14 protein-coding genes are annotated in these 24,152 nt (G+C 67.7%); 1 reads left to right on the top strand and 13 read right to left on the bottom strand.

Annotated elements, in window-relative coordinates; all coding sequences use genetic code 11:
• Positions 1-35: 35 nt before the first annotated feature.
• From recD to AC07VL_RS11160, 5 genes are all read right to left on the bottom strand, one after another.
• Positions 36-2,009 (bottom strand): exodeoxyribonuclease V subunit alpha, encoded by a 1,974-nt coding sequence (recD, locus tag AC07VL_RS11140; protein WP_494805894.1) that lies wholly within the window; start codon positions 2,007-2,009, stop codon positions 36-38.
• Entirely contained in the window at positions 1,999-5,676 is a 3,678-nt protein-coding gene (gene recB, locus AC07VL_RS11145) for an exodeoxyribonuclease V subunit beta (RefSeq protein ID WP_494805895.1), read from the bottom strand. Before recB ends, recD begins: the two co-directional genes overlap by 11 nt.
• Entirely contained in the window at positions 5,673-9,098 is a 3,426-nt protein-coding gene (recC, locus tag AC07VL_RS11150) for an exodeoxyribonuclease V subunit gamma (RefSeq protein WP_494805896.1), read from the bottom strand. Before recC ends, recB begins: the two co-directional genes overlap by 4 nt.
• A gap of 75 nt (positions 9,099-9,173) precedes the next feature.
• Complete coding sequence (locus AC07VL_RS11155) at positions 9,174-12,203, bottom strand: CHASE domain-containing protein (protein ID WP_494805897.1); 3,030 nt, start codon at positions 12,201-12,203, stop codon at positions 9,174-9,176.
• Positions 12,204-12,338: 135 nt separating this feature from the next.
• Positions 12,339-13,229, bottom strand: coding sequence for a LysR family transcriptional regulator (locus AC07VL_RS11160; protein WP_290603318.1), 891 nt, complete (start codon positions 13,227-13,229; stop codon positions 12,339-12,341).
• A 107-nt stretch (positions 13,230-13,336) separates the two neighbouring features.
• Between AC07VL_RS11160 and AC07VL_RS11165 the strand changes: the two genes are divergently transcribed.
• Entirely contained in the window at positions 13,337-14,341 is a 1,005-nt protein-coding gene (locus AC07VL_RS11165) for a cyclase family protein (RefSeq protein ID WP_494805898.1), read from the top strand.
• Between the two features lie 12 nt (positions 14,342-14,353).
• Here AC07VL_RS11165 and cobA read toward each other — a convergent pair whose 3' ends face one another.
• From cobA to AC07VL_RS11205, 8 genes are all read right to left on the bottom strand, one after another.
• Positions 14,354-15,124, bottom strand: a complete 771-nt coding sequence (cobA, locus tag AC07VL_RS11170; protein ID WP_494805899.1) for a uroporphyrinogen-III C-methyltransferase — start codon at positions 15,122-15,124, stop codon at positions 14,354-14,356.
• Positions 15,125-15,138: 14 nt separating this feature from the next.
• Complete coding sequence (locus AC07VL_RS11175; RefSeq protein WP_494805900.1) at positions 15,139-16,329, bottom strand: CmpA/NrtA family ABC transporter substrate-binding protein; 1,191 nt, start codon at positions 16,327-16,329, stop codon at positions 15,139-15,141.
• 100 nt (positions 16,330-16,429) lie between these two features.
• Complete coding sequence (locus AC07VL_RS11180; protein WP_494805901.1) at positions 16,430-17,083, bottom strand: ANTAR domain-containing response regulator; 654 nt, start codon at positions 17,081-17,083, stop codon at positions 16,430-16,432.
• Between the two features lie 75 nt (positions 17,084-17,158).
• Positions 17,159-18,658 (bottom strand): CoA-acylating methylmalonate-semialdehyde dehydrogenase, encoded by a 1,500-nt coding sequence (locus tag AC07VL_RS11185; protein ID WP_494805902.1) that lies wholly within the window; start codon positions 18,656-18,658, stop codon positions 17,159-17,161.
• Positions 18,659-18,672: 14 nt separating this feature from the next.
• A complete protein-coding gene (gene iolB, locus AC07VL_RS11190) occupies positions 18,673-19,467 on the bottom strand; it encodes a 5-deoxy-glucuronate isomerase (protein WP_494805903.1) in 795 nt (264 codons plus the stop codon).
• Entirely contained in the window at positions 19,464-20,378 is a 915-nt protein-coding gene (gene iolE, locus AC07VL_RS11195) for a myo-inosose-2 dehydratase (protein WP_494805904.1), read from the bottom strand. The genes iolB and iolE overlap by 4 nt, the downstream gene beginning before the upstream one ends.
• Positions 20,375-22,207 (bottom strand): 3D-(3,5/4)-trihydroxycyclohexane-1,2-dione acylhydrolase (decyclizing), encoded by a 1,833-nt coding sequence (iolD, locus tag AC07VL_RS11200; protein ID WP_494805905.1) that lies wholly within the window; start codon positions 22,205-22,207, stop codon positions 20,375-20,377. The genes iolE and iolD overlap by 4 nt, the downstream gene beginning before the upstream one ends.
• Positions 22,204-24,150 carry a bifunctional 5-dehydro-2-deoxygluconokinase/5-dehydro-2-deoxyphosphogluconate aldolase gene (locus AC07VL_RS11205; RefSeq protein ID WP_494805906.1) on the bottom strand — a complete coding sequence of 649 codons (1,947 nt, stop codon included), beginning with the start codon at positions 24,148-24,150 and terminating at the stop codon, positions 22,204-22,206. The genes iolD and AC07VL_RS11205 overlap by 4 nt, the downstream gene beginning before the upstream one ends.
• Positions 24,151-24,152: the final 2 nt, after the last annotated feature.

Here is a 24,152-nt window from a genome sequence, read left to right on the forward strand (position 1 = left end):
ATCCGGGGCGGCAGCGCGCTTGCCCGGCCTGGCCCTCAGCCGATTACCTCCCGCAGCCCGCTGGCCCGCTGCGTGCGGCGCAAAACGGCGTCGAACAGCACCGCCTGCGTGGGCGAGACGAGGGTAAAGAAGTCGCGCGCGCGCGTGATGCCCGTGTAGACCAGTTCGCGCGCCAGCATGGCGCCGCCCTCCTGCGGCAGCACCAGCACCGTGTGGCGGAATTCCGAACCCTGCGATTTGTGCACCGTCATGGCGAACGCCGTCTCCACGTGGCGCAAGCGCGTGGCCAGCACGCTGCGCACGTTCTCGCCTTCCAAAAAGTACACGCGCAGGGAGCCGGGCCGCGCCGGATCGCGCAAGGTCAGGCCGATGTCGCCATTGAACACGCCCGTGCCGTAGTCGTTGCGCGTGACCATCACGGGGCGGCCCACATACCATTCGCTGCGGCGGATCAGGCCTTCCCTTTCCAGCCGCAGTTCGATGGCCGTGTTCAGCCCCGCCACGCCCCACTCCCCCTCGCGCACGGCGCACAGGATGCGGAACGCTTCAAAGCGGTGCAGCACGTCGCGCACCCAGTCGTCATGCTGCGCGTACGCCGCTTCGCCCGCATTCACCAGCTCCAGGTAGGGCAGATAGCCGCCCGGCGCGTCTGCCCGGCCGCGCAAGGCCAGGCGCAGCACCTCGTCCGGCTGCGCCGTCACGTTCCACGCCAGCTGGCCGCCGCTGTCGCCGGCGAAGCAGGCCTTGGCCAGGTCGGGCCGGCCCGCGTTCACGGCCAGCGCCAGTTCGCCGATCGGGCCGCTGAAACGGTGGCTGTGGCGCAGCATCACCGTCTGCTGCGCCAGCGCGCCCGCCGTCCCGGCAAAATCGGCGGGAATGGCCACGCCGCTGGCCGCCTGCGCATACGCGATGGTGGCGGGCGTGTAGCCGCCCGCCTGGGCGTCGTGGCACAAGTCGCCCAGCACGGCGCCCGCCTCCACGGACGCCAGCTGATCCTTGTCGCCCAGCAAGATCAATATCGCGGCAGGCGGCAGGGCATCGAGCACGCAGGCCATCATTTCCAGGTGCACCATCGACGCTTCATCGACGATCAGCACGTCGACGTCGAGCGGATTGCCCGCGTGGTGGGCAAAGGCGCGCGTATCGGGCCGCGCGCCCAGCAGGCTGTGCAGGGTACGGGCCGCGCCCATGCGGCGCGCCAGTTCCAGCAAGGGCAAGGCTTCCCCGACCTTTTCCGCCAGGCCGCTCAAGGCCTTGTCGATCGACTGCTTCAGCCGCGCGGCCGCCTTGCCGGTCGGCGCGGCCAGCGCGATGCGCAGCTGTTCCGGCTGCGGCGAGACGGCAAACAACAGGGTCAGCAAGCTGGCCACCGTGTACGTCTTGCCCGTGCCCGGGCCGCCCGTGATGATGGCCACCTTGCCGCGCAGGGCGACGGCGCAGGCCACCTTTTGCCAGTCCGGGGCGCCGTCCTTGGCCGGCTGGTCGAACAGCACGTCCAGCCATTGCCGCACCTGCGCCAGCGGCGGATTAGTCAAATCCTGCGCGCGCGCGGCGATCTTGCCGCCCACCAGGCGCTCGTCGCGCCAGTAGCGGCGCAGGTACAGGCGGTCGCCATCGAGCACCAGCGGCTGGCGCGCGTCGGGCGCATCCACCTGCCACACCTGCGGCGCGCGCGCCAGCAGCGCGCGCCAGCCTTCGAGCGACACCGGCAGCGGGCCGGCCACGGCCAGCACGCCATGCCACAGCTCTTCGCTCCAGCCCAGCAGCTGCGATGGCTCGCCGGCCAGGTCCGCCAGCATCAGGCAGCTGTGCCCCCGCCCTTCCAGCTCGGACAGCACGACGCACGCCACGGCCACGGCGGGCGCATGCGGCGCCCCCTCGTCCAGCGTGGCGATGAAGCGGGCAAAGGCGGCGCTCAGGCGGCGCAGGTGGCCGGCCTCGGCGACGCCGTCAAAGTGGGTAAACAAGGCGTCCATCTGCAAGGCCTCCATCTGCGCGTCATGCTGCATGGTGTTCCGTTTCTTCTAACAGTTGATCGAGGCCGTCCAGCAGTTCCCGCTGCGGCGCCAGCCAGTAGCAGCCGTGCGTGTCCGCATTCGCGATCCCGCGCAGGAACAGGAAGATGGCGCCGCCCAGGTGCTCGGCCGGGTCGTAGGCGTCGCCGAGGCGGCTTTGCAGCAGCCGGTGCAGCGCCAACATGTAGATGGCGCCCTGGATGTCGTAGCGGTGCTGCGCCATGCCGGCCGCCAGCGCGGCCGTGTGATAGGCCGCGTCATTGGCGCCCAGCGCATTCGATTTGTAGTCGAGCACCCAGTAGCGGCCTTCCCTTTCGATGACCAGGTCGGCGAAGCCTTTCAGCATGCCGTGCAGCTGGCGCCGCGGCAGCACGGGACGCGGCGCGCCGTCGAGCAACAAGCGCGTGCACAGTTTATCCAGCGCTTCGGTGGACAAATGCTCGCTGGGGAACCAGAACTCCATCTCCGACAGCGTGCTATCAAGTTCGGACAGCGACGCGTCCAGCAGCGGCAGCGGCGTGACGGCCACCTGCGTCAGCCAGGCGATGGCGTCTTCCTGGCGGTGGCCCCAGCCGGCCCGCTCGCAGCGCGCGGCCAGGCGCGTGGCGAAGTTGTCATCGTGGACGCAGTCGAAGCCTTCGCCGCCCATCCACTCGAGCTGCTCGTGCAGGAAGTTGCCGGGCACCGAGCCGCGCGGGAAGCGGTGCCACGGCGCGTCGGCCGCCTGCTGCGGCGGCAGGGCCGGCACGCCGGTGCCCGTGCCGTCTTCCAGCAGGGTCTCTTCCAGCGCCCGCTGCGGCACGTGCGCGGCCGCCACGGCGCCGATCTGGCGCGTCAGCGAGGTAAAGCTGCCCACCGACCAGTCGCGCTCGAAGTCTCCCGCGAACACGGGCGCGGGGCGCAGCTCCGGGCGCCGCTCGATGCGGTCGAGCACCGTGCAGGCGTCGGACTGCGCCAGCGAACCCACATAGATGGCGTCGCAGCTGCCCGCTACCTGCTGCCAGCGCAGCAGCAATTGCTCCGCCGGCAACCTGTCGCCGCCCGTCAGCAAATAGCCCAGCGCCGATTCGTGCAGGGTATTCTCGCCCGCCTTGCGCGCCGCCAGCGCGGCCACGCCCAGCCACAGGAAGTGGCGCGCGCGCGTCAGGGCCACGTACAGCAGGCGCAAGTCTTCCTCGATGCGCGCCTCTTCTACAAACGCCATGGCCTCGTCGGACAGCGACAGATCGAGGCGGCGCTCGCCGTGTGCGTCCGCATACTCGAAGAAGCTGCGGTTGCGCTTGTCCACCTTGCGCGCCGTGACGGCGAACGGCAGGTACACGAGCGGGTATTCCAGGCCCTTGGATTTGTGCACGGTGATGACCTTCACCAGCTCCGCATCGCTTTCCAGGCGCAGCACGCGTTCGTCGCCGCTCTCGCCCTCGCCGGCGATCTGCTCGGCCAGCCAGCGTATCAGCGCCTGCTCGCCATCGAGCTGGCGGCTGGCCGATTGCAGCAGTTCGGCCAGGTGCAGCAAATTCGTCAGGCGCCGCTCGCCGCCCGTCTGCTGCAGCAGCATGGCGGGCAGCTGCAGTTCGTGGATGAAGCGGCGCAGCATGGCCAGCACGCCCTGGCGCTGCCAGATCAAATGCAGGGCTTTCAGCTGCTCGACCCTGCGCTCCCATTCCAGCTCGTCGCTCGACAGTCGCGCCAGCTCGCCCAGCGACAGGCCGATGGTGCGCGTGGCCAGCGCGGCGCGCGCCAGTCCCCCGTCGAGCGGGTTGGCCAGCGCCGCCAGCCAGCGCAGCACGTCGGCCGCCTCCTCGCTGTCGACGACGGAATCCTTGTCGGACAGGTAGACGCTGGCGACCCGGCGGCGCGCCAGCGCGCGGCGGATGGCGGCCGCCTCCTTGCGGTCGCGCACGAGGATGGCCACGTCGGCCGGCTGCAGGCGCACGAAGCCGTCGGGGCCTTCGAAGCCCGCTTGCGCATCGCCCAGCATGGCGACGACGTGCTCGGCGCAATGCTGCGCGAAATACTCGCGGTAGCTGTCGCCGCGCAGCCCTTCGTCGCTGGCGCAGGCGGCCAGCAGCGCCGGCATGGCGCCATCCTGTGTAACCAGGCGCTCGGCGCGCCCCTTGGCGTCGACGGCCTCGAAGGGCAGCGGATTCTCGCCGTTTTTCCGGTAGCGGAAGGCACCAAGCGGCACCTCGGCGCGCTCGGCGTGCTGGAACAGCTGGTTGACGGCCGCCACCAGGGGCGCCGTCGAGCGGTAGTTGGTGCCCAGCTGGTAGTGGCGGCCGTTCGTCGCGCGCCGCGCCGCCAGGTAGCTCTGGATGTCGGCGCCGCGAAAGCCGTAGATCGACTGCTTCGGGTCGCCGATCAAAAACAGTCCCAGCGCCGGGTCGTTGTCGGCGATGCGGTACAGCAAATTGAAGATCTGGTACTGTGCCGGGGCCGTATCCTGGAATTCATCGACCATGGCCAGCGGATACTGGTCGACGATGCGCTGGCGCAGGGCTGCGCCATTCTCGCCGGCCAGCGCGTCGCGCAGGCGCTGCAGCATGTCGGCAAAGCCGAACTGGCGCGACTGGCGCTTCAACTGGTCCATGCGCCGCGCGATGGCCGCCGCCGCGTGCAGGTGCAGCTTGTGCGCCAGCGGCGTGATGGCCGCCAGGGCCAGCCCCAGCGCCTCCGTGTGTTCGAAGCACTCGGGCACCTGGGCCGTGAAACTCTTGGCAAACGCATCCTCGATGCCGAAGGGCGTCAGGCGCTCCCAGGCCTTGGCCGTGATGGCCGGCTGCAGCAGCAGCGGGTCTTGCGCCCAGCGGCGCAAGCCGTCGAACCACTTCGCCAGGTTCTCCGGCTTCATCTTGACGCCGTTAAAACACTTGGGATTGGCGGCGCGGTGGTCGTTGATCCAGGCGGCCATGCGGTCCACGCGCTCGACCCAGCCCGCCTTCAGGGTCGCCAGCTGCGCGGCCAGCGCCCGCTGTTCGCGCCCGATCAGCGCGGATAACGGCTCCTCCTCGGCCATGGCCATGATGTCGGCGCGCCGGGACAGCTCGCGCGTTCCCTTTTTCAGCGCTTCCACGTCGGGCCAGCAATCGAGCAGCACGTCGAGCGCCTGCGGCGCCAGCGGATACACTTGCTGGCGCCAGTAATCGTGGGCCGCATCCTCGAACAGCGCTTGCTCGTCGCTGACCAGTTCTTCGTCGAACAGGCTGCCGCTGTCGAAGGCGTGCTCGCGCAGCATGCGCTGGCACCAGGCGTCGATGGTGAAGATGGCCGCTTCATCCATCGTCTCGGCGGCCAGCATCAGCCGGTGGGCCGCCTTTTGCCGTTCGCCCTCGTCCGGATACGCTTCCAGCAAGGCGTCGAGGAAAGGGTCGCTGCCGCCGGATTCACTGCCAAATTCGTGGCGAAAATAGGCGGCGGCCTCGATCAGGCGTTCGCGCACGCGGTTCGACAGTTCGCGCGTGGCGGCGCGGGTAAACGTCATCACCAGGATGTCGGCCGGCAGCAGCGGGCGTACGAAACGGCTGTCGTCGTCGCCGTGCCCCAGCACGAGGCGCACGTACAGCGCGGCGATGGTCCAGGTCTTGCCCGTGCCGGCGGACGCTTCGATCAGGCGCGAGCCATGCAGGGGGAATGCCAGGGGGTTGAGCAGATGGCTCGTCATGCGTCTTCTCCGGCGCCGTCATGGGGCGCGCTGATCGGGTCTATGGTGATGTGTTCCTGCAGCCAGCCGGCCAGCGGTCCATACAGCTCGCGCGTGCAGTCCTGCCATGCTTCGTCCGCCGCCAGGGCGGAAAACTCGGGCCACAGGCGGGCCAGGCACAGTTCCTCGCGCTCGCCGGAGACTTCAAAGCCGCCATCGTAGACGGCACGCGGGTCGCCCTCCTGCACCAGCGCCAGGCCCGTCTTGCAGGCCGTGGGTAGCGGATGATTCATGCCTTCGCGCCACAGCGCCAGCAGGGTGGCCAGGGCGTCGCGCGACGAGGCCGGATCGAGCGGCACCATGCTGACGATGGCGTCGCGCGCCACCAGGTAGCCGGTGACGGGGAAACCGAGGGCGGCGGCGGCCAGCTGGCGCAGCCACATCAGCATCAGCTTGTCGCCGCGCGCCTGGCCGCCCTTGTCCGTCACTTTCGAGGAAATCTGCATCAGCCAGGCCGTTTCCTGGCCGTTGCTGCACAATCTGTCGAGCCAGTCGTCGATCTGCACCTCGCCGAAGGGCAGGTTGATGGCGCGCTTGTCGGCCGGCAGCGGGAACGAGGCGCGCAGGGACAGCCAGGCGCTGCGCACGGGCACCAGCGCCTCGACCAGCTGCGCCTGCACCTGCTGGCCGATCAGGCCGATGGGCAGCACGCCTTCGCGGGCCAGCTTTTCCGCGCGCGCCTCCAGGCTGGCGCGCACCTCGTCCAGCGCTTCCACGGCGCCGCCATCATCGAGCATGGTGTCTTCCAGCAGATAGCGCTCGAGCGCATTCAGGCCGAACGGCTCTTCATCCTCGCCCAGCATGGCCGCATCGGCGAAGTGCACGCTGAGGCGGCGGCGGAAGAAGTACTTGACGGGCTGGCGCAGGAAGCTGGCCAGCTCGCCCAGCTTCAGCCGCGTGCCGGGATCGAGTTCGTAGGGGCCCAGCGGCAGCTCCCCCGCCGGCGCGGCCGCATCCATGCCGGCGTGGGCCACGCGCCATTCGCGCGCATACGTGAGCAGGCCGCCCGCCTCGAAATAGCGGCGGCTGAACGGCTGCAGCGCATGCTCCGTCGTCAGCGATGCCAGGTGGCGGTCCAGCGACCAGCCGGCCGCCAGATAGTCGCGCAGCTGCGACACCAGCACGGACGGCGGCTGCTCGGCATTGTCGCGCACATTGCGCCCCACCCAGCTCACGTACAGCTTGTCGCGCGCGGCCAGCAAGGCTTCCAGCATCAGATAGCGGTCGTCGTCGCGGCGCGAGCGGTCGCCCGGGCGCGCCATGCCGGGCAGCGCCAGCAGGTCGAAGTCGGCCTTGGGCGCGCGGCGCGGGAAGTCGCCGTCGTTCATGCCCAGCAGGCACACGACGCGGAAGGGCACGGCGCGCATCGGCATCAGGGTGCAGAAGGTCACGCCGCCGGAGACGAACTGGTGGTTCAGGGTCGGCTCGTCGAGCGCGCCCAGCCACGCCACGCGCAGCACGGACAGCGGCACCTGTTCGACGAAGCCCGCGTGTTCGCACGTTTCCAGCCAGCGCAGCAAGGCGCCTTCCAGCTGCGCCAGGGTCAGGCGGTCGCCCTCGTCGTCGGCATCGAAGAAGGCGGCCAGCAGGGCGCGCGCCTGCTCACCCCATTCGGCGGGCGTGCGCGTGCCGGCCAGCACGCCGCGCCAGTGCAGCAGGGCCTCGACCAGCTGCGCCAGGGAGCCTGCCAGCGCCGCATCGAGGCCGCCCACTTCCGCATACGGCTCGATGCCGCCGAAGCTGGCGCCACCGCCGCTGGCATAGCCGAGCAGCATGCGCCGCACGCCGAAGATCCACGCATTCTGTTCGCCCGCCGCGCCCAGCCCCAGGCCGGCGCGGTGCTCCCGGTCCAGGCCCCAGCGCACGCCCGCGCCCTCGATCCACGCGCCCAGCGTGGCCAGGTCGTCCGGCTGCAAGCCGAAGCGGGCCGCCAGCGCCGGCACGTCGAGCAGGTCGCGCACCTCGCTCTGGCGGCAGCGCTGCTGCGGCAGGTGCAGCAGCCATTCGAGCGCGACGAGCAGCGGATTGACGCTGCGGTCCTTCACGTCGCCGATCTCGAACGGAATGAAGCGCTCGTCGTTGCGCCGGTACTGGCCGAAGACGGCGTGGATGGCGGCCGTGAAGGTGTCGATGTCGGGCACCATCACCACCACGTCGCGCGGGCGCAGCCCCGTCTCGGCGCTGTGCGCGAACATGGCCAGCAACTGGTCGTGCAGCACCTCCACTTCGCGCTGCACGCTGTGCGCCACGTGGAATTCGATCGAGCGGTCGGCCGCATCGGGCGGCGTTTGCGCGTGTTCGGCCAGCGGGCGCAGTTCGCGGATGGCCACCTGCACCTGCTGCAGCAGGGTTGTGCCCTCCTCCTCGCCGAACAGGTCGATGCGCAGGCTGTCGTCGCGCCCTTCGGCTTGCGCATGCTCGTCGAACTCGTCGAGCATGCGGATGAAATCGCGCCCTTGCCTGCCCCAGCTCGCAAGCAGCGGATGGCTGTGCGCATGCAGTTCTTCCAGCGGGATCTGCGCCAGGTCATGCCCGTTGCGCTGCTGCTGCCGCTTGTTTTGCGCGCGCAGCAGGTCACGCCCTTCGATGATGTCGCCCCAGTAGAACTGGCACGGGTTGGGCACGGCCAGCACCACCTGCGTGTGGCGCGCCAGCGCGGCCAGCGCCTGCAGGGTCTGGTATGGCAGGGCCGACACGCCAAACAGCACCACCCGGCGCGGCAGCTTGCCGGCAGGCCGGTCTCCGGCGGCGATGGCCGCCAGGAAGGCGTCGTGGATGTCGGCGCGGCCCGTATCGCGTTCGGCTTCGCCCACGTCGGCCGCCACGGCGCGCCACAATTGCGCCTGCCAGCGCTGGTCCACCTTCAGCGCGATGGCTTCGTTTCTGGCCGTGCGCAGCTGGTCGCGCCCCGCCGCCCAGTCGGCCAGCCAGTCGGCGCGGTAGACCTGGTACTGGTCGAACAGGTCGGCCAGGCGCTCAGCCAGCTGCAGGCGGCGCTCCGCGTCGCCGTCGGCGAGGAAGTAGCGCAGCGGCGCAAACACGGGGTCGGCCAGCAGGGAAGGTAAAAGACGCATCAGGCGCCAGGTCAGCGGCGACTTGTCGAACGGCGAGACGCGCGGCACGCGCTCGCGGCCCAGCATGCCCCGGTAGCTTTCCCACAACAGGCGCGCCGGCAGGGCGATGCGCGTGGCGGCGCACACTTTCATCTCCTCGGCCAGGGCGATCTTCAGCCACTCGGCCACGCCGTTCGACTGCACCAGGAAGATGTCCGTTTCCAGCGGCGCCAGCGGGTGGCTGCGCAGCCACTGGAAGACGGCGGCGCGCAGCTGTTCCAGCTGGTTGCCGTGCAGGATGAGGAGGCCGGGCGTGACGGTTGTTTGCATGCTGATCCGATGAGTTGGCGCGTCTCCGGCCGCATGGCCGGAGACGTCAAAGACGTATTATCGCCGCTGCCTGCGTCAGGGGGCGTCGCTGGCGGCAAATTCCAGCGAAATTTGTTCCGCCACCTGCGCCAGGGCCGGCCCCAGCGCCGTCAGCAAGGCGCGCGCCTGCTGCATGTCGCCGCCCAGGCGCAAGCCTTCGATCGACAGGCAAAGGGCGGCGAAAGCGTGCGCGCCCACGGCCAGCGCCGATGATTTGCTGCGGTGGCCCAGGTCCGCCAGGCGTCCCAGGTCTTCCAGCGCCATGGCCTGCTCCATTTCGGCGATGCCGTCGCGCGCCGTGTCGAGGAACAGCTGGGCATACTTGCGCATCTTGACGGCGTCATTGCTGAACGTAAGGGCCAGCGTGGCCAGGTCGAGGATGGCCGTGTCGCGCCCTTCCGGCGCCCGCGCCAGCGGCGCCGGCGCATGGCCCCTGCCCGCCGCCTGGACGTGGGCCATGCCGCCGATGCCGCCGCGCAGGCGGAACCATTTCGCCAGCAGGTGGAACAGCAGGTTAGGCGCGATCGGTTTGGTAACGAATTCGTCCATGCCCGCCTCCAGGCAGCGCGCGCGGTCCTCGCTGCCCGCGTTGGCCGTCATGGCGATGACCAGCAGGCCGGCCAGACGCGGATCGGCGCGGATGCGCCGCGTCGCCTCGAAGCCATCCATCTCCGGCATCTGCACGTCCATCAGCACGCAGTCATAGCGCTGGCGGGACAACAGCTCCAGCGCCTCGCGGCCGTTGCCGGCCACGCAGACAGTGGCGCCGGCATCTTCCAGCAGTTCGCAGCCCACCTGCTGGCTGAAGACATTGTCTTCCACCAGCAGGATGGACGCACCGCGGATCACGCCCAGCACTTCCGGCTCCACTTCGGCGATGCCTTCGTCACTGGCCTGCGCGCATTTTTCCAGGCGCGCCGTGAACCAGAAGGTGCTGCCCTGGCCAGGCTGGCTGTACACGCCCACCTTGCCCTTCATGAGTTCAGCGAGCTGCTTGCTGATCACCAGCCCCAGGCCGCTGCCGCCGTAGCGGCGCGTGGTCGACGGGTCGGCCTGGTGGAAGGAGCGGAACAGCTGCGCCACCTCTTCCTGGCTCATGCCGATGCCTCGGTCCTGCACCTCGAAGCGCAGCACGGTATGGCTGGCACGCTCCTCGGACTGGCGCACGCGCACGAAGATGCTGCCATTGTCGGAAAACTTGATGGCGTTGCTGGCCAGGTTCAGCAAGACCTGCTCCAGACGCAGCGGGTCGCCGCGCCAGCGCTGCGGCAATTCCGGCGCGATATCGAACTGCAGCACAAGGCCCTTGGCGGCGGCCGCATCGCCCAGCTGGCTGGCGATGTTCGCCAGCAGGGTATCGAGGCGGAAGTCCAGCACTTCCAGTTCCAGCTTGCCCGCCTCGATCTTGGAAAAATCGAGGATGTCGTTGATCAGGCCCAGCAGATGCTGGCCCGAGTGGTAGATTTTCTGCAGGTAGTCGCGCTGGCGCACGTCGGCCACTGATTTCAGGGCCAGGTGCGCCATGCCGATGATGCTGTTCATCGGCGTGCGGATTTCATGGCTCATGTTCGACAGGAAGTCGCTCTTGGCCTGGCTGGCCGCGTCGGCCTGTTCCTTCAGCCGGTGCAGCTCCGTCACGTCGGTGGACAGCCCGATCAGGCCCGTCACGGGGCCGGGCAGGCCGAGCGGCACCTTGACGCTCCACAGATGGTGCACCTGGCCCTGCCCATCGACGAAGCGCTCCTCGCCGACGAACTTGGTGCCGCTGTCGAAGACCTGGCGTTCGGTGCGCTGCGACGCGGCGGCCGCGTCACCGAGCATCAGCTCGCCGTCACGGCGGCCGATCACCTGGTCCACGGAGCGGCCCAGGATGGCCGCCGTGCGGGCATTCACGTAGCGGTAGCGCAGGTCTTCATCCTTCATGTAGACATAGGCGTCGACGCTGTCGAGCACCGTGTCGAGCAGCGTGCGCTGCGTAATGGCGCTGCGCCGCGAGCGGTACAGGGTGTAGATGTAACCGTAGATCAGCATGGTGCCCGCCAGGCCGACGGCCAGCGCCAGCCAGGGGAAATAGCGGTCAAAGCCGCTGTACAGCTCCGCCTTGCGCACGCGGAAATGCGCTTTCCATACCCCGCCCTGGTACACGATGGGCAGCACCTGGTCGAAATAGTCCGCATCGCTGCCCGGCTGCGGCGGCGCCACCGCCAGGTCGCCGTCATCGTTGAACAGCAGGCGGTCCTGCGGCGTGATGCGCACGTCGCCATCGGCCGGCAAGGGCTCCGTGGCGCTGTACAGGGTCAGGCGCAGCGGTTCGAGCGCGCTGCGTTCGAGCGCGCTGTGCACCAGCTGCGCCACGCCGAAGCCGATGCCCACGGAACCCTGGTAAGCGGCGCGGCGCTCGGCCACGCTGCCCTGCGGCATGCCGTTGCGGTACACGGGCAGGCGCATGCCCAGGCCCACGTGCGCGGGCGGCCCCTTGATCATGATCACCTGCCCCGAGGCGCCGACTTCGCCGCTGTCGCGCGCCTGCGCCAGGGCCTGTGCCACCAGCGGATTGGCGCCGATGTCGACGCCCATCCGTTCGGCCAGCAGGGAGTCGGGTTCCAGGTAGGTGAGCACCGCATACTCCGGGCGCTCGCCGGGCGGGCGGATGGCGAAGCCGGGATAGCCGCCCGGTGCCAGGCTGGTGTCCTTGCGCACGGCCTCGATATAGGCGGCGCGCTGCGCCGGCGTCACGGCCACCGCGTAGTTGACCGATTCGATGGCGGGAAACTGGCGCGCGATATCGAGGCCGGCCACGTAGTCGTGGAACTGGCGGCGCGTCAGATGGTCGCTGGTGCGAAACAGCGCCTCGAGGCCGCGCAGCAGGTCGGAATAGCTTTTGACGCGCGTGGCCAGGCTATGCTGGGCGGCGTACGTCAGATTGTCGAAACGCTGCGCGGCGTCGTCGTTGACCGTGCGCGCCGCGCCCGCATACAGGGCGCCGCCCACGGCCAGCGCCAGCAGCAAGCCTCCCGCCCAGATCCTGATGCCTGATACCGTCCCACCCTTGCTCAAAGTGTGCATTGTCGATCGCTTATTCCGGTTCCTCGAATGTAGGGCGCATTTGCGCACAGCAGGTACGAGGATACTATCAAAGCCCCTGCGCGACGCGCTTGCGGGCGAAAAAAAGCGCGCCCGATGGTTGCACTGGAAAACACCTCAGCCCGGCTGCCATGCCTCGGCCAGGAAGTCGCAGAAGGCGCGCACCCGTTGCGGCACGTGGCGGCCGTCGGGCGTCAGCGCATACACGCCACGCCTGGCCATGGCGTGCGACGGCAACACGCGCGCGAGGGCGCCACTGGCCAGCAGCGGCGCGGCGATGAACGATGGCAGCGCGCCCACGCCGATGCCGGCCACCAGCATGTCGGCCAGCATCAGGCTGTTGTCGGCGGAAAAACGCACGGGCAGGACGATGCTGCTGGCCCCTTCCGGGCCGTCGAGCTGCCACACGCCGGGGCTGTCGGCCAGGCGGTAGGCCAGGCAATCGTGGCCGTGCAGGTCCGTCGCCTGCCGGGGCGTGCCGCGCCGCGCCAGGTAGGCGGGCGCCGCGCAGATCATCTGCTCCACGTCGCCCAGGCGGCGCGCCACCAGGGTGGAATCGGCCAGCGCGGCGCGGATGCGCAGCGACACGTCATAGCCCTCGCCCACCACGTCGCGCAGGCGGTCGTCCAGGGTCAGCTCGGGCCTGACGTCCGGATAGCGCGCCATGAAGGCGGGCAGCAGCGGCGACAGCACTTTCAGGCCGAACGACAGGGGCGCATTCACGCGCAGCCGCCCCGCCACCTTGCCGGCGCAGCCGCGCGTGGCCACTTCCAGCGCGGCGATCTCGTCAAGCAGGCGGCAGCATTCAAGATAGTAGGCACGCCCGCCGTCCGACAGGCTCATGCGCCGCGTCGTGCGCACCAGCAGCAGCGTGCCCAGGCGCTCTTCCAACTGGCGCACCTGTTTGCTGATGGCCGCCGCCGACTGGTTCAGCTCGAGCGCCGCCTTGCTGAAACTGTCGCGCTCGACGACGGCGCGGAACACGCGCATGTGCGCCAGGACATCCATCATTATTTCCTTGCAGTTGAATATCTTATTATTTTATCGATGATTATCATTGAAATGGAAAACAATATGATGGCGGCTTCTTTCCTCACCCGACACAAGGAGCATCCATGTTCACATCATCCGCCACCCTGACCGCCCTGCTGCTGGCCCTGCTGGCAGGCGCAGCACAGGCAGGCCCGGCCGCCCCGACCGGCGCAACCCTGCCCGACGTGGGCATCAGCCCCTGGGGCCCGAAGGACGAGATCGGCCGCCTGAACCTGATGACGCAGGCCTCGCGCTCCGCCATCCTGGCCCGCATCGACGACGGCAGGAGCTATGACCTGGCCGTCGACTTCTATGTCGGCATGCCCAGCTGGCAGGCGGCCGGCGATCCGCCCTACCAGATGTGGATGACGCATACGCCGAAAGGCAACGTGGTGGCCGATTCCATGCACGTGGGCGAACAGATGAACCGCCACGTCAGCTACACGGGCTCGGCCGTGTCCATGTATGCGCACATGGGCACGCATATCGATGCCCTGAACCACTTCGGCCTGAACGGCAAGATCTGGAACGGCTTTACGGAGGAACACTACCTGGGCGACCGGGGCTGGACCGTGACGGGCGCGGAAAAGCTGCCGCCCATCGTCGCGCGCGGCGTGCTGATCGACGTGGCCGTGGCCAAGGGGTTATCGCAACTGCCCGACAACTACCGGGTCACGCGGCAGGATTTGCGCGCCGCGCTGGCGCACCAGCAGATCACCCTGGAAAAGGGCGACGTGGTGCTGATACGCACGGGCCGCATGCGGCACTATGAGCAGGCGCAAGCCTACATGGCCAATCCTCCCGGCCTGGCGCTGGACGCGGCGAAATTCCTCGTGGAAGACGGCGGCGCCATGGTGGTGGGCGCGGACAACCTCAGCTTCGAAGCCTTCCCGTCCGAAGTGGCGGGCAATTACCTGCCCGTACACACGTATCTGCTGGCGCAGCAGGGCACGCCCATCCTGGAACTGGTCGACCTGGAAGCGCTATCGCGCGACAAGGTCTACCAGTTTGCTTTCATCGGCGCCTCCTTGAAATTCCGTGGCGGCGACGCAGCCCCCATCCGTCCCGTGGCGCTGCCGATCCGCTAGGCGCGGACAGGCTCAGACGCAGGCGGCGTGCAAGCCCGGCGCGCCATGCGCATCCCACGCATCGGCGCAACGCACCACTTCCCCCACGACGATGATGCTGGGGCTGCCCAGGCCGCTGGCCAGCAGGTCGGTGGGCAAGGCTTGCAAGGTGCTCAGCAACTGGCGCTGCGCCGGCAGGCTGGCCGATTGCACCACGGCCACGGGCGTGCCCGGCGCCATGCCGCCGCCCAGCAAGCCCGCCTGGATGGCCGCCACCCTGGCCACGCCCATGTAGATGACGAGGGTGAGCCGGCTCTGCGCCAGTGCCGTCCAGTTCGGCTCCGACGCGCTGTCCTTGCCATGGCCCGTGACGAAGATGGCGCCCTGGCTCCAGCCGCGGTGCGTCAGCGGCACGCCGATGGACGCCGGCGCGGCCAGGCCGCTGCTGATGCCCGGTATCACTTCGACGGCCACGCCGTGACTGCGCAAATAAGCGCGCTCTTCGCCGCCGCGCCCGAACAGGCAGGGGTCGCCCCCTTTCAGCCGCACCACGTGCAGGCCGGCACGCGCTTCGGCCAGCATCAGGCGTTCGATGAAGGCTTGCGGCGTGGAAGCGCAGCCGCCCCGCTTGCCCACCTCGACCACGCGCACGCCGGGCGCCGCATGGGCCAGCACGGCCGGGTTGACGAGATCGTCAATGAGCACCACGTCCGCCCCTGCGATGGCTTTTACTGCCTTGATCGTCAGCAAATCCGGGTCGCCTGGGCCGGCGCCCACCAGGGTCACGCTGCCGAGTTGTGCCATGAGAAATTCCCTCTTCAAAAAAAGTTACCGATGGCAAACGACGCCGCATACGTTTCCGGCGCGCTGCCGTCCCAGACCACGCCGTCGCACAGGGTCGACGCGCGCATGAGGGACGCCGGCACGGGCGTCCCCGTCATCTCCGCCGCCTGGCGGTACAGGTCGATGCGGTTGACCTGCCCGGCCACGGCCTGGTAATCGGGTTCGTCGCGCAGCAAGCCCCAGCGCCGGTGCTGGGTCATGAACCACATGCCGTCGGACAGGTAGGGAAAATTCACGGCACCGTCGCCGTGAAAACGCAAGCCCTGCGCTTCATGCCACGTCCGGCCCAGGCCATCCTGGTAATGGCCGAGGATGCGCGGCGCCAGCATTTCCTGCGGCGTGTTCAGGTAGGCGGGCTCGGCCAGGGCGGCGGCCGTGGCCAGGCGATGCTCATCGCTGGCATCGATCCAGCGCCCCGCCTCGAGCACGGCGGCGATCAGGGCGCGGCAGCTATGCGGATGCGCGCGCGCGAAGGCGGCGCTCGTGCCCAGCACCTTGCCCGGATGCCCGGGCCAGATCTGCCCGCTGGTCACGGCCGTCACGCCCACGCCCTCGACGATGGCCTTGTAGCCCCACGGTTCGCCTGCGCAAAAGCCATCCATCTGGCCCGCGCGCAAGGCGGCCACCATCTGCGACGGCGGCACCGTCATCACGCGCGCATCGCGCAGCGGGTCGATGCCGTGCGCGGCCAGCCAGTATTGCAGCAGCATCGCGTGGTTGCCGGTGGGAAAAGTATGCGCAAACGCAAACGGACGCGCTGCGGCGCGCATGTGGCGCGCCAGCGAATCGCCGTCGCGTGCCCCCTCGCGCGCCAGCGCAGCCGACAGGGTCACGGCCTGGCCGCCGTGGTTGAGGTTCATCAGCACGGCCAGGTCATGCTGCTGCCCGCCGATGCCCATCTGCACGCCATACACGAGGCCGTACAACACGTGGGCCGCGTCGAGTTCCCCGCTGTTCAGTTTGTCGCGCACGCCGGCCCACGACATCTCGCGGCTCAGCTCGATCTTGATGCCGTATTTTTCATCGAGGCCCAGCCGCGACGCCATCACCAGCGAGGCACAATCGGCCAGCGGCAGGTAGCCGATGCGGATGAGCTGTTTTTCCGGATGCGTGGAGCGCATCACCTGGGCGCTGCTGTCCGCTGGCCTGCCCGTTTGCTCTGTCATACCCAAGTCCTTTGCTTGACGGCCCCGGCATGGATGCACCAGGATGGTGCGTTGCACCACGATACGTCACAAACCAGGTCACGAAAATAAGAATGCCCGTTCATCCCAGCAAATCCTCCACGTCGAGGATGCGCTGGGCGATATCGGCCAGTTTCAGCTTCTTGTTCATGGCCATGCTGCGCAGGCGCTGGTAGGCCTGCTCTTCCGTCAAGCCGTGGTGCGTCATCAGCAGGCCCTTGGCCCGCTCGATGACTTTGCGTTCCAGCAACTTGTGGCGCGATTCGCTCAATTCGGCCCGCAGTTTTTCCTCCTGGCGAAAGCGCGCCAGCGCCACGTTCAGCACGGGCAGGATGCGTTCGGCCTGCAAGCCGGCCACGATGTAGGCGGAGACGCCCGCCGCCATGGCCGCGTCGATGCTGGCCGTGGCGCCGTCTTCCGTAAACAGGACGATGGGGCGGCGTTCGTCGCGCGTGGCGATAACGATATGCTCGAGCACGTCGCGCGCATCCGATTCCGCATCGATGATGATGAGGTCAGGCTGCAGTTGCGCGATGCGTTCAGGAAGATAGAGGTCGGCCGGCAGCGAGGCAACGATGTCGAAGCCCGATTCCAGCAGGCCGATGCGCAAGGCATTGCCGCGCAGTACCTGGGCCGCCAGCGCCACGTCCGCGTGCATGCCGTGCTCGACGATGGCATTGACGACAACGATGCGCAAGGGGCGGTCTGGCGCTGGCGGGGTACGGCTGGACGTCATGGAAGTGATCTGCAATGGCTAAACAAGTAACCATTGCAGTAAGCAAGAAGCGAACCAGCCGGTTTTACAGCGGGATTACTTCAGGGTCGGCATGGCAAACTCGGCCCCGGCCGCCGTCGAGGCCGGCCAGCGCTGCGTGACGGCCTTCTGCTTTGTGTAGAAGCGCACGGATTCCGGGCCGTGCGCATGGTGGTCGCCGAACAGGCTGCGCTTCCAGCCGCCGAAGCTGTGGAAGGCCATCGGCACGGGAATCGGCACGTTCACGCCGACCATCCCCACCTGCACGCGGTGCGTGTACTCGCGCGCCGTGTTGCCGTCGCGCGTGTAGATGGCCGTGCCGTTGCCGTATTCATGCGCATTGACCAGCTCCAGCGCCGTGGCAAAGTCGGGCACGCGCACGATGCACAGCACGGGACCGAAGATTTCCTCCTTGTAGATCGTCATCTCGGGCGTGACATGGTCGAACAGGCTGCCGCCGAGGAAAAAGCCGTGCTCGTGGCCGGGCAGGACGAAACCGCGCCCGTCGGCCACCAGCTTGGCGCCTTCCTTGACGCCGGTGGCGATATAGCCGGCGATCTTGTCCTTGTGCACCTGCGTCACCACGGGGCCCATTTCCGCCGTTAAATCCATGCCTTGCGTGATCTTTAACGCCGCGATACGGGGCACCAGCGCTTCCACCAATTGGTCCGCCACATTGCCCACCGCCACGACGACGGAAATGGCCATGCAGCGCTCGCCCGCCGAACCGAAGGCGGCGCCCATCAGGGCATCGACCGTCTGCGGGATGTCCGCATCGGGCATGACGACCATGTGGTTTTTCGCGCCGCCCAGGGCCTGCACGCGCTTGCCCTGGGCGCAGCCCGTGGCATAGATATACTCGGCAATCGGCGTGGAACCGACGAAACTGACGGCGCGCACGTCCGGATGGTGCAGCAAGCCGTCCACGGCTTCCTTGTCGCCCTGCACCACGTTGAAGACGCCGTCGGGCAAGCCCGCGTCCGTCAGCAGCTGCGCCAGCAGCAGGCTGGCCGACGGGTCGCGTTCCGACGGTTTCAGTACAAACGTGTTGCCGCAGGCAATGGCCATCGGGAACATCCACATCGGCACCATCACGGGAAAGTTGAATGGCGTGATGCCCACGCACACGCCCAGAGCCTGGCGGATGGACCAGGCATCGATGCCGCCGGCCACCTGTTCCGAATACTCGCCCTTCATCATCTGCGGGATGCCGCAGGCAAATTCCACCACTTCGATGCCGCGCGTCACTTCCCCTTTCGCATCCGTGAAGACTTTGCCGTGCTCCGCCGTGATCAGCGCGGCCAGCTGGTCCGAATGTTCTTCCAGCAACTCCTTGAATTTGAACATGACGCGGGCGCGGCGCAGCGGCGACGTTTGCGACCAGGCGGGAAAGGCCGCATGGGCGGCAGCCACGGCCGCGTTCAGCTCGCTCGGCGTGGCCAGCGATACCTTGGCCGTCACGGCGCCCGTGGCGGGATTGTAGACGTCGCTCGTGCGCTCGGAGCGCGAAGCCATGGGGTTGCCACCAATAAAGTGGGCGATCATCGGGGTCGTCATTGTCTTGTCCTTGGTTATTTCGTCATCAGCCAGTCATGGGCCGGATCGTTTTTAAAATGCCACACGCGTTTCGGGCCGGCCATTACGTTCAGGTAATAGCCGTCGTAGCCATACGGCACGGTGACGGGGTGGTAGCCACGCGGCACCATCACCACGTCGTGGTTTTCCACGGCCATGGCTTCATCGATGGAACGGTCGTCCGTATACACGCGCTGGTAGGCAAAGCCCTGCTCGGGATTGAGGCGGTGGTAATACGTTTCCTCGAGCGAGCTTTCCAGCGGAATATTGTCGCTGTCGTGTTTATGGGGCGGATAGCTCGACGAGTGGCCCGACGGCGTGACCACCTCGACCACCAGCAAGCCGTCCGCTTCTTCCGTCTGCGGCAGGATGTCGCACACATAACGCGTGTTGGCGCCCTTGCCGCGCACGGAGCGCGTCATGCTGGCCGGTTCGATCAGGCGCGCCGGGCGGCGCGTCGTGGCCGGCGCGCTGCACAGGGCGACCTCGGCGGCGTTCACGGCCGTGATGCTGACCGTGGTTTCCAGCGGCACATATACGGCATAGGGCGAGACGTCCTCGAAGACGCTGGCGCGCTTGCCGATGGCTTCCCAGCTCTGCCCGCCCGCCTGCACCGTCACCGTGCCCGTCAGCACGACGATGCACAGCTCACGCTTGCCCGTGTCCAGGCTGATGTGTTCGCCTGCCTGCAACCTGTGCGCGGCAAAGCCCACGTGCGTCCAGCCGGCCGATGCCGGCGTGACCTCGACGATGGTCTGTCCCTGCCCCGCTTTCACCAGCAGCGGGCTCATGCCGCCTCCCGACCCAGGCGCGGGATCGCGTCGACAAGATTCGCCAGGTAGTCGTGGCCCATCTTCGCGTATTGATAGCTGGGCGCGACGGCCGGGTCCTGCTCCGCTTCCACCACCAGCCAGCCCGTGTAGCCGTGGCGGTACAGGGCCGCCAGGATGGCCGGAAAGTCGATGCAGCCGTCGCCCGGCACGCTGAAGGCGCCATTGATCACCGCCTGCAAAAAACTCCAGTGGCCATTGCGGGCCAGTTTCACCACATTGGGACGCACGTCCTTGCAATGCACGTGGCAAATACGATCGATATGATGATTGAGCACCGCCAGCGCATCGCCGCCGGCAAAGGTGATGTGGCCCGTGTCGAACAGCAAGCCCACTTCCGGCCCCGTCAAGGCCATCAACTGATCCACGTCCGCCGGGGTTTCCACGTAGGCGCCCATGTGGTGGTGGTAGGCCAGGCGCACGCCGTGGTCCAGCAGGTGGGCGGCAAAGGCCGTGAGTTTGTCGGCGTAGTCCTGCCATTGCTGCTGCGACTGGAAACGCGGGCGTTTATACAAGGGACGCGCTTCGCCCTGGATGGCGTCGGCCACTTCGCCATACACCATGACGGTGGCGCCGCTGCCGGCCAGCAGGCGCAGATGCGGGCCGACGGAGGCGATCTCTTCTTCGACAGAACGATGGGCCAGGCGGCCCGAATACCAGCCGGAAACGCACGCCAGACCATATTTGCCCAGCACGGCGTTCAGGGACGGGGCATCCTTGGGAAACTTGTTGCCCAGTTCAAAACCCACGTAGCCGATCTCGGCGCCCTCTTTCAAAGCCGTCTCCAGCGGCGTCTCGCCGCCCAGGCTCGGCAAATCGTCGTTCATCCACGAGATCGGGTTGATGCCGATCTTCACATTCCATGTGTTCATTGTTGTTGTCCTTGGCGGTCAAGTTCATAACGGGCGCGCGCAGCTTGCACGCCGGGCTGGGTCGAGACTTCGGGCACGGCCACTTCCCACCAGCAGCCGCCCTCTTGCGTCGTGCGCGTGGCATCCGTATTGATGCAAATCAGATACGTGCGACTAGCTTCGCGGGCGCGCAGCATGGCCTGTTCCAGTTCGGCGATGTCGGCCACATGTTCGGACAGCGCGCCCAGCGACCGCGCATGCAGGGCGAAGTCGATGCGGGGCGCGCTGTCGGGCAGCATATTGTTGAACGAGGCATTGCCGCAGGCCTGCTGCAGGCGGTTGATGCAGCCGTAGCCCCGGTTGTCGAGCACGACGATGATGAGTTTTTGATCCAGCATGACGGAGGTGGCGATTTCCGAATTCATCATCAGGTAGCTGCCGTCGCCCACCATGACGATCACCTCCGCATCGGGCTTGGCCATCTTGACGCCGAGGCCGCCGGCGATCTCATAGCCCATGCACGAGTAGCCGTATTCCATGTGGTAGCCGCCCGGCGTGCTTGTCCGCCACAGCTTGTGCAGCTCGGCTGGCAAGGTGCCCGCCGCGCAGACGACGATGTCGCGGGTGGTCGAGTCGCTCGATGAGCGCTGCACGGCGCCGATGACTTCGCCGTCGTACGGCAAGCCGGCCACTTCCCGTTTGCCGGTAATGGATGCCACGGTGGCGCGCCAGGCATGGCCCGCCTGCTGCGCCCGGTCCAGCCACTGGCCCGCGCTGTTCCAGTGCGCCAACCTTTGGGACAAGCCCTGCAAGCCAAGCGTGGCGTCCGCCTGCAAGCCCATGCCGCGGCGCTTGAGCGCGTCGAAAGCGTTGACGTTCAGGCTGACCAGTTGCGCCTGCGCAAACAGGGAATTCGAGCCCGTCGTGAAATCCTGCAGGCGCGTGCCCACGGCCAGCACCACGTCCGCGTCCGCCGCCAGCGCATTGGCGGCGGGCGAACCGGTGACGCCGATGGCGCCCAGCTGCAGCGGATGGTCCCACGGCAGGCTGCTCTTGCCCGCCTGGGTTTCCGCCACGGGGATACCGTGGCGTTCGGCAAACGCCTGCAGGGCGGCACTGGCCTGGCCATACAGCACGCCGCCGCCGGCGACGATCAGCGGCTGTTTCGCGTTTTTCAGCAACGCTGCCGCTTCTTCCAGTTCCTGCTCGACGGGCGGCACGGCGCGGAAACGCACGACTCTCGGTTCGAAAAAGTCGGCCGGATAGTCATACGCCATCGTCTGCACGTCTTGCGGCAGGGACAAGGTGACGGGGCCGCAGGCGGCCGGGTCCGTCAAGGCGGCGATGGCCCGTGGCAAGGCGGTGAGCAATTGCTCCGGATACACGATGCGGTCGAAGTAGCGCGACAGCGGTTTGAAGGCGTCATTCACCGAAACGCTGCCGTCGCCAGCATCTTCCAGCTGCTGCAGCACCGGGTCCGGCGCGCGCGAGACGAAGACGTCGCCGGGCAAGAGCAGTACGGGCAGGCGGTTGACGTGGGCCAGCGCGGCGGCGGTGAGCAAGTTGGTGGCGCCCGGACCGATGGAACTGGTGACGGCCAGCATGCGCCGGCGCATGTGGGCTTTCGCATAGGCAATGGCCGAGTGCGCCATCGCCTGCTCGTTATGGGCGCGGTAGGTGGGAAATTGCTCGCGGTACTGGTACAGCGCTTCGCCCAAGCCCGCCACGTTGCCGTGGCCAAAGATGGCGAAGGCGCCGCCGAACAAGGGTAGGCCCTCTTCCGTGCGCAAGGCGGCCAGGTAGCGGACCAGGGCTTGCGCCATGGTCAGGCGGATCGTGGTGGTCTTCATGCTGCACGCTCCAGGCGGTTGCGCGTGCGCTGCCACAAGCTGATCAGCTGCTCGAAGTTGGCGCGCACGGCGGCGATCAGGCCCGCATCGTCGAGGTCGCCCGCCAGCCAGCGGCGGCTCGGTTCCTGGAAGATGGTGCGCCCCACCATGAAGCCGCGGCAGGTAGTGCTGGCGCTGGCTTGCTCGAAGCTGGCGGCCAGCGCATCGATGGGAGCGTTCAAGCCGAGTAATACGACGCCACGGCAATACGGATCGCGTTCGTGCACGAGCGCATCGATGGCTTGCCATTGCTGGGCCGACATACTTTCCAGCTTCCACCATTCGGGATAGATGCCCAGGTTGTACAGGCGCTTGACGGCGCGCAAGACGGTATCGTCGTCCTGTGGCAGGGAGTCGGACGGAATCACCTCCAGCAGCAGTTCGTGGCCGCTCACTTGCGCCGCGTCATACAGGGCCTTGATCTGCGCCTCCTGTTCCAGCCGGTTTTCCACGGCATCGTCCGGATGCAGCTGCACCAGGCACTTGATCACGTGCTCCTTCGGCCAGCTGAGCAGGTGCGAACCGATGGAGCGGCCCCAGTCGAACTGCAGCGGGTTCGAGCCCGGCAATTCCACGGGACGGCCGATCCACCAGTCCCGCCCCGTCGCATCGTTGAGCGCGTCGACGCCATAGCGGCCATCGATCAGCACGCCCGTCTTGCCTGCCAGCTGCAAGGCCGTTTCCGTCTGCGCCACGGCTTGCACCATCAGCTGCTTCAAGGCGGCGATGCGCGCTTCGGGCGCTCCTGTCTGTTGCGCCAGCTCAAAGAATTGCGTGCGGTGATCGAAGGCAAACACGCACAGCTCATCCCATTCCTTGCGCGCCACCGTCGTGCGGTGCAGGCGGGACAGGGTGGCATCCTGATCCGGCTGCGTGAGCCTGGCCGCATTCGCCAGGAAGTAGTCGAGTTCGACGGGCGACGGCATGGCCGGCGCGCAGCCGTGGCGCGACACGACCAGGGCGCCGCAGGCATTCGCGTAGCGGCAGCAAGCCTCATAGCCTTCGCCGCGCAGCCAGCCTTTCAGGAATCCGGAAATGAAGGCGTCGCCCGCGCCCAGCACGTTCAGCACCTCCACCCGCACGCCACGGTAGTTATACGCGTCGTCCAGGCTTTGCGGCACCACGCTGTCGATGACGGCGCTGCCCAGCGGGCCCCGCTTGACGACGAGGGTGGCCAGGGTGGCGGCCCGCACGGCGCGCAAGCTGGCCATGATATCGGCGCCGCCGCCGGCGATCATGAATTCCTCTTCCGTGCCGACGACCAGGTCGAATTGCGGCAGGATCGCCTGCAAGTGGCGGGTCACGCCGTCGTTCGAGACGAAGCGCGTTTCGCCATCGGCCTTGCCCGACAAGCCCCACAGCACGGGCCGGTAATCGATGTCGAGCACAGTGCGCACGTTGTTGGCGCGCGCCAGTTTCAGGGCTTGCGTGCTGACGGCGTGCATGGCGCTGGTGGAAAAGTGCGTGCCGGTGATCAACAGCGCTTTGCTGGAAGCGATAAAGGCGGCGTCGACGCTGGACGCTTCGATGGCCATGTCGGCGCAATTTTCACGGTAAAAAATCAGGGGAAAGGTGTGCTTATCCTTGAGGCCCAGCATGACCAGGGCCGTCAGGCGTTCCTGGTCGATGCCGACGTGGCTGACGTCGCAGCCCTCCTGCGCCAAGGTGTCGGTGAGGAAACGGCCCATGTGGTCGTCGCCCACCTTCGACAGCATGGCGGACTTCAAGCCCAAACGGGCCGTGCCGAAGGCGATGTTCGCCGACGAGCCGCCCAGGTACTTGGCAAAGCTCGTCGCGTCTTCCAGCGGGCTGCCGATCTGCTGCGCGTACAGGTCCACGGCCAGGCGGCCCAGGCAGATCACGTCCAGCGCGCGGCCCTGGGCAAATTGTGTCGGGTTATTCATGG

Source organism: Janthinobacterium sp. GW821-FHT03C08, from assembly GCF_059420905.1.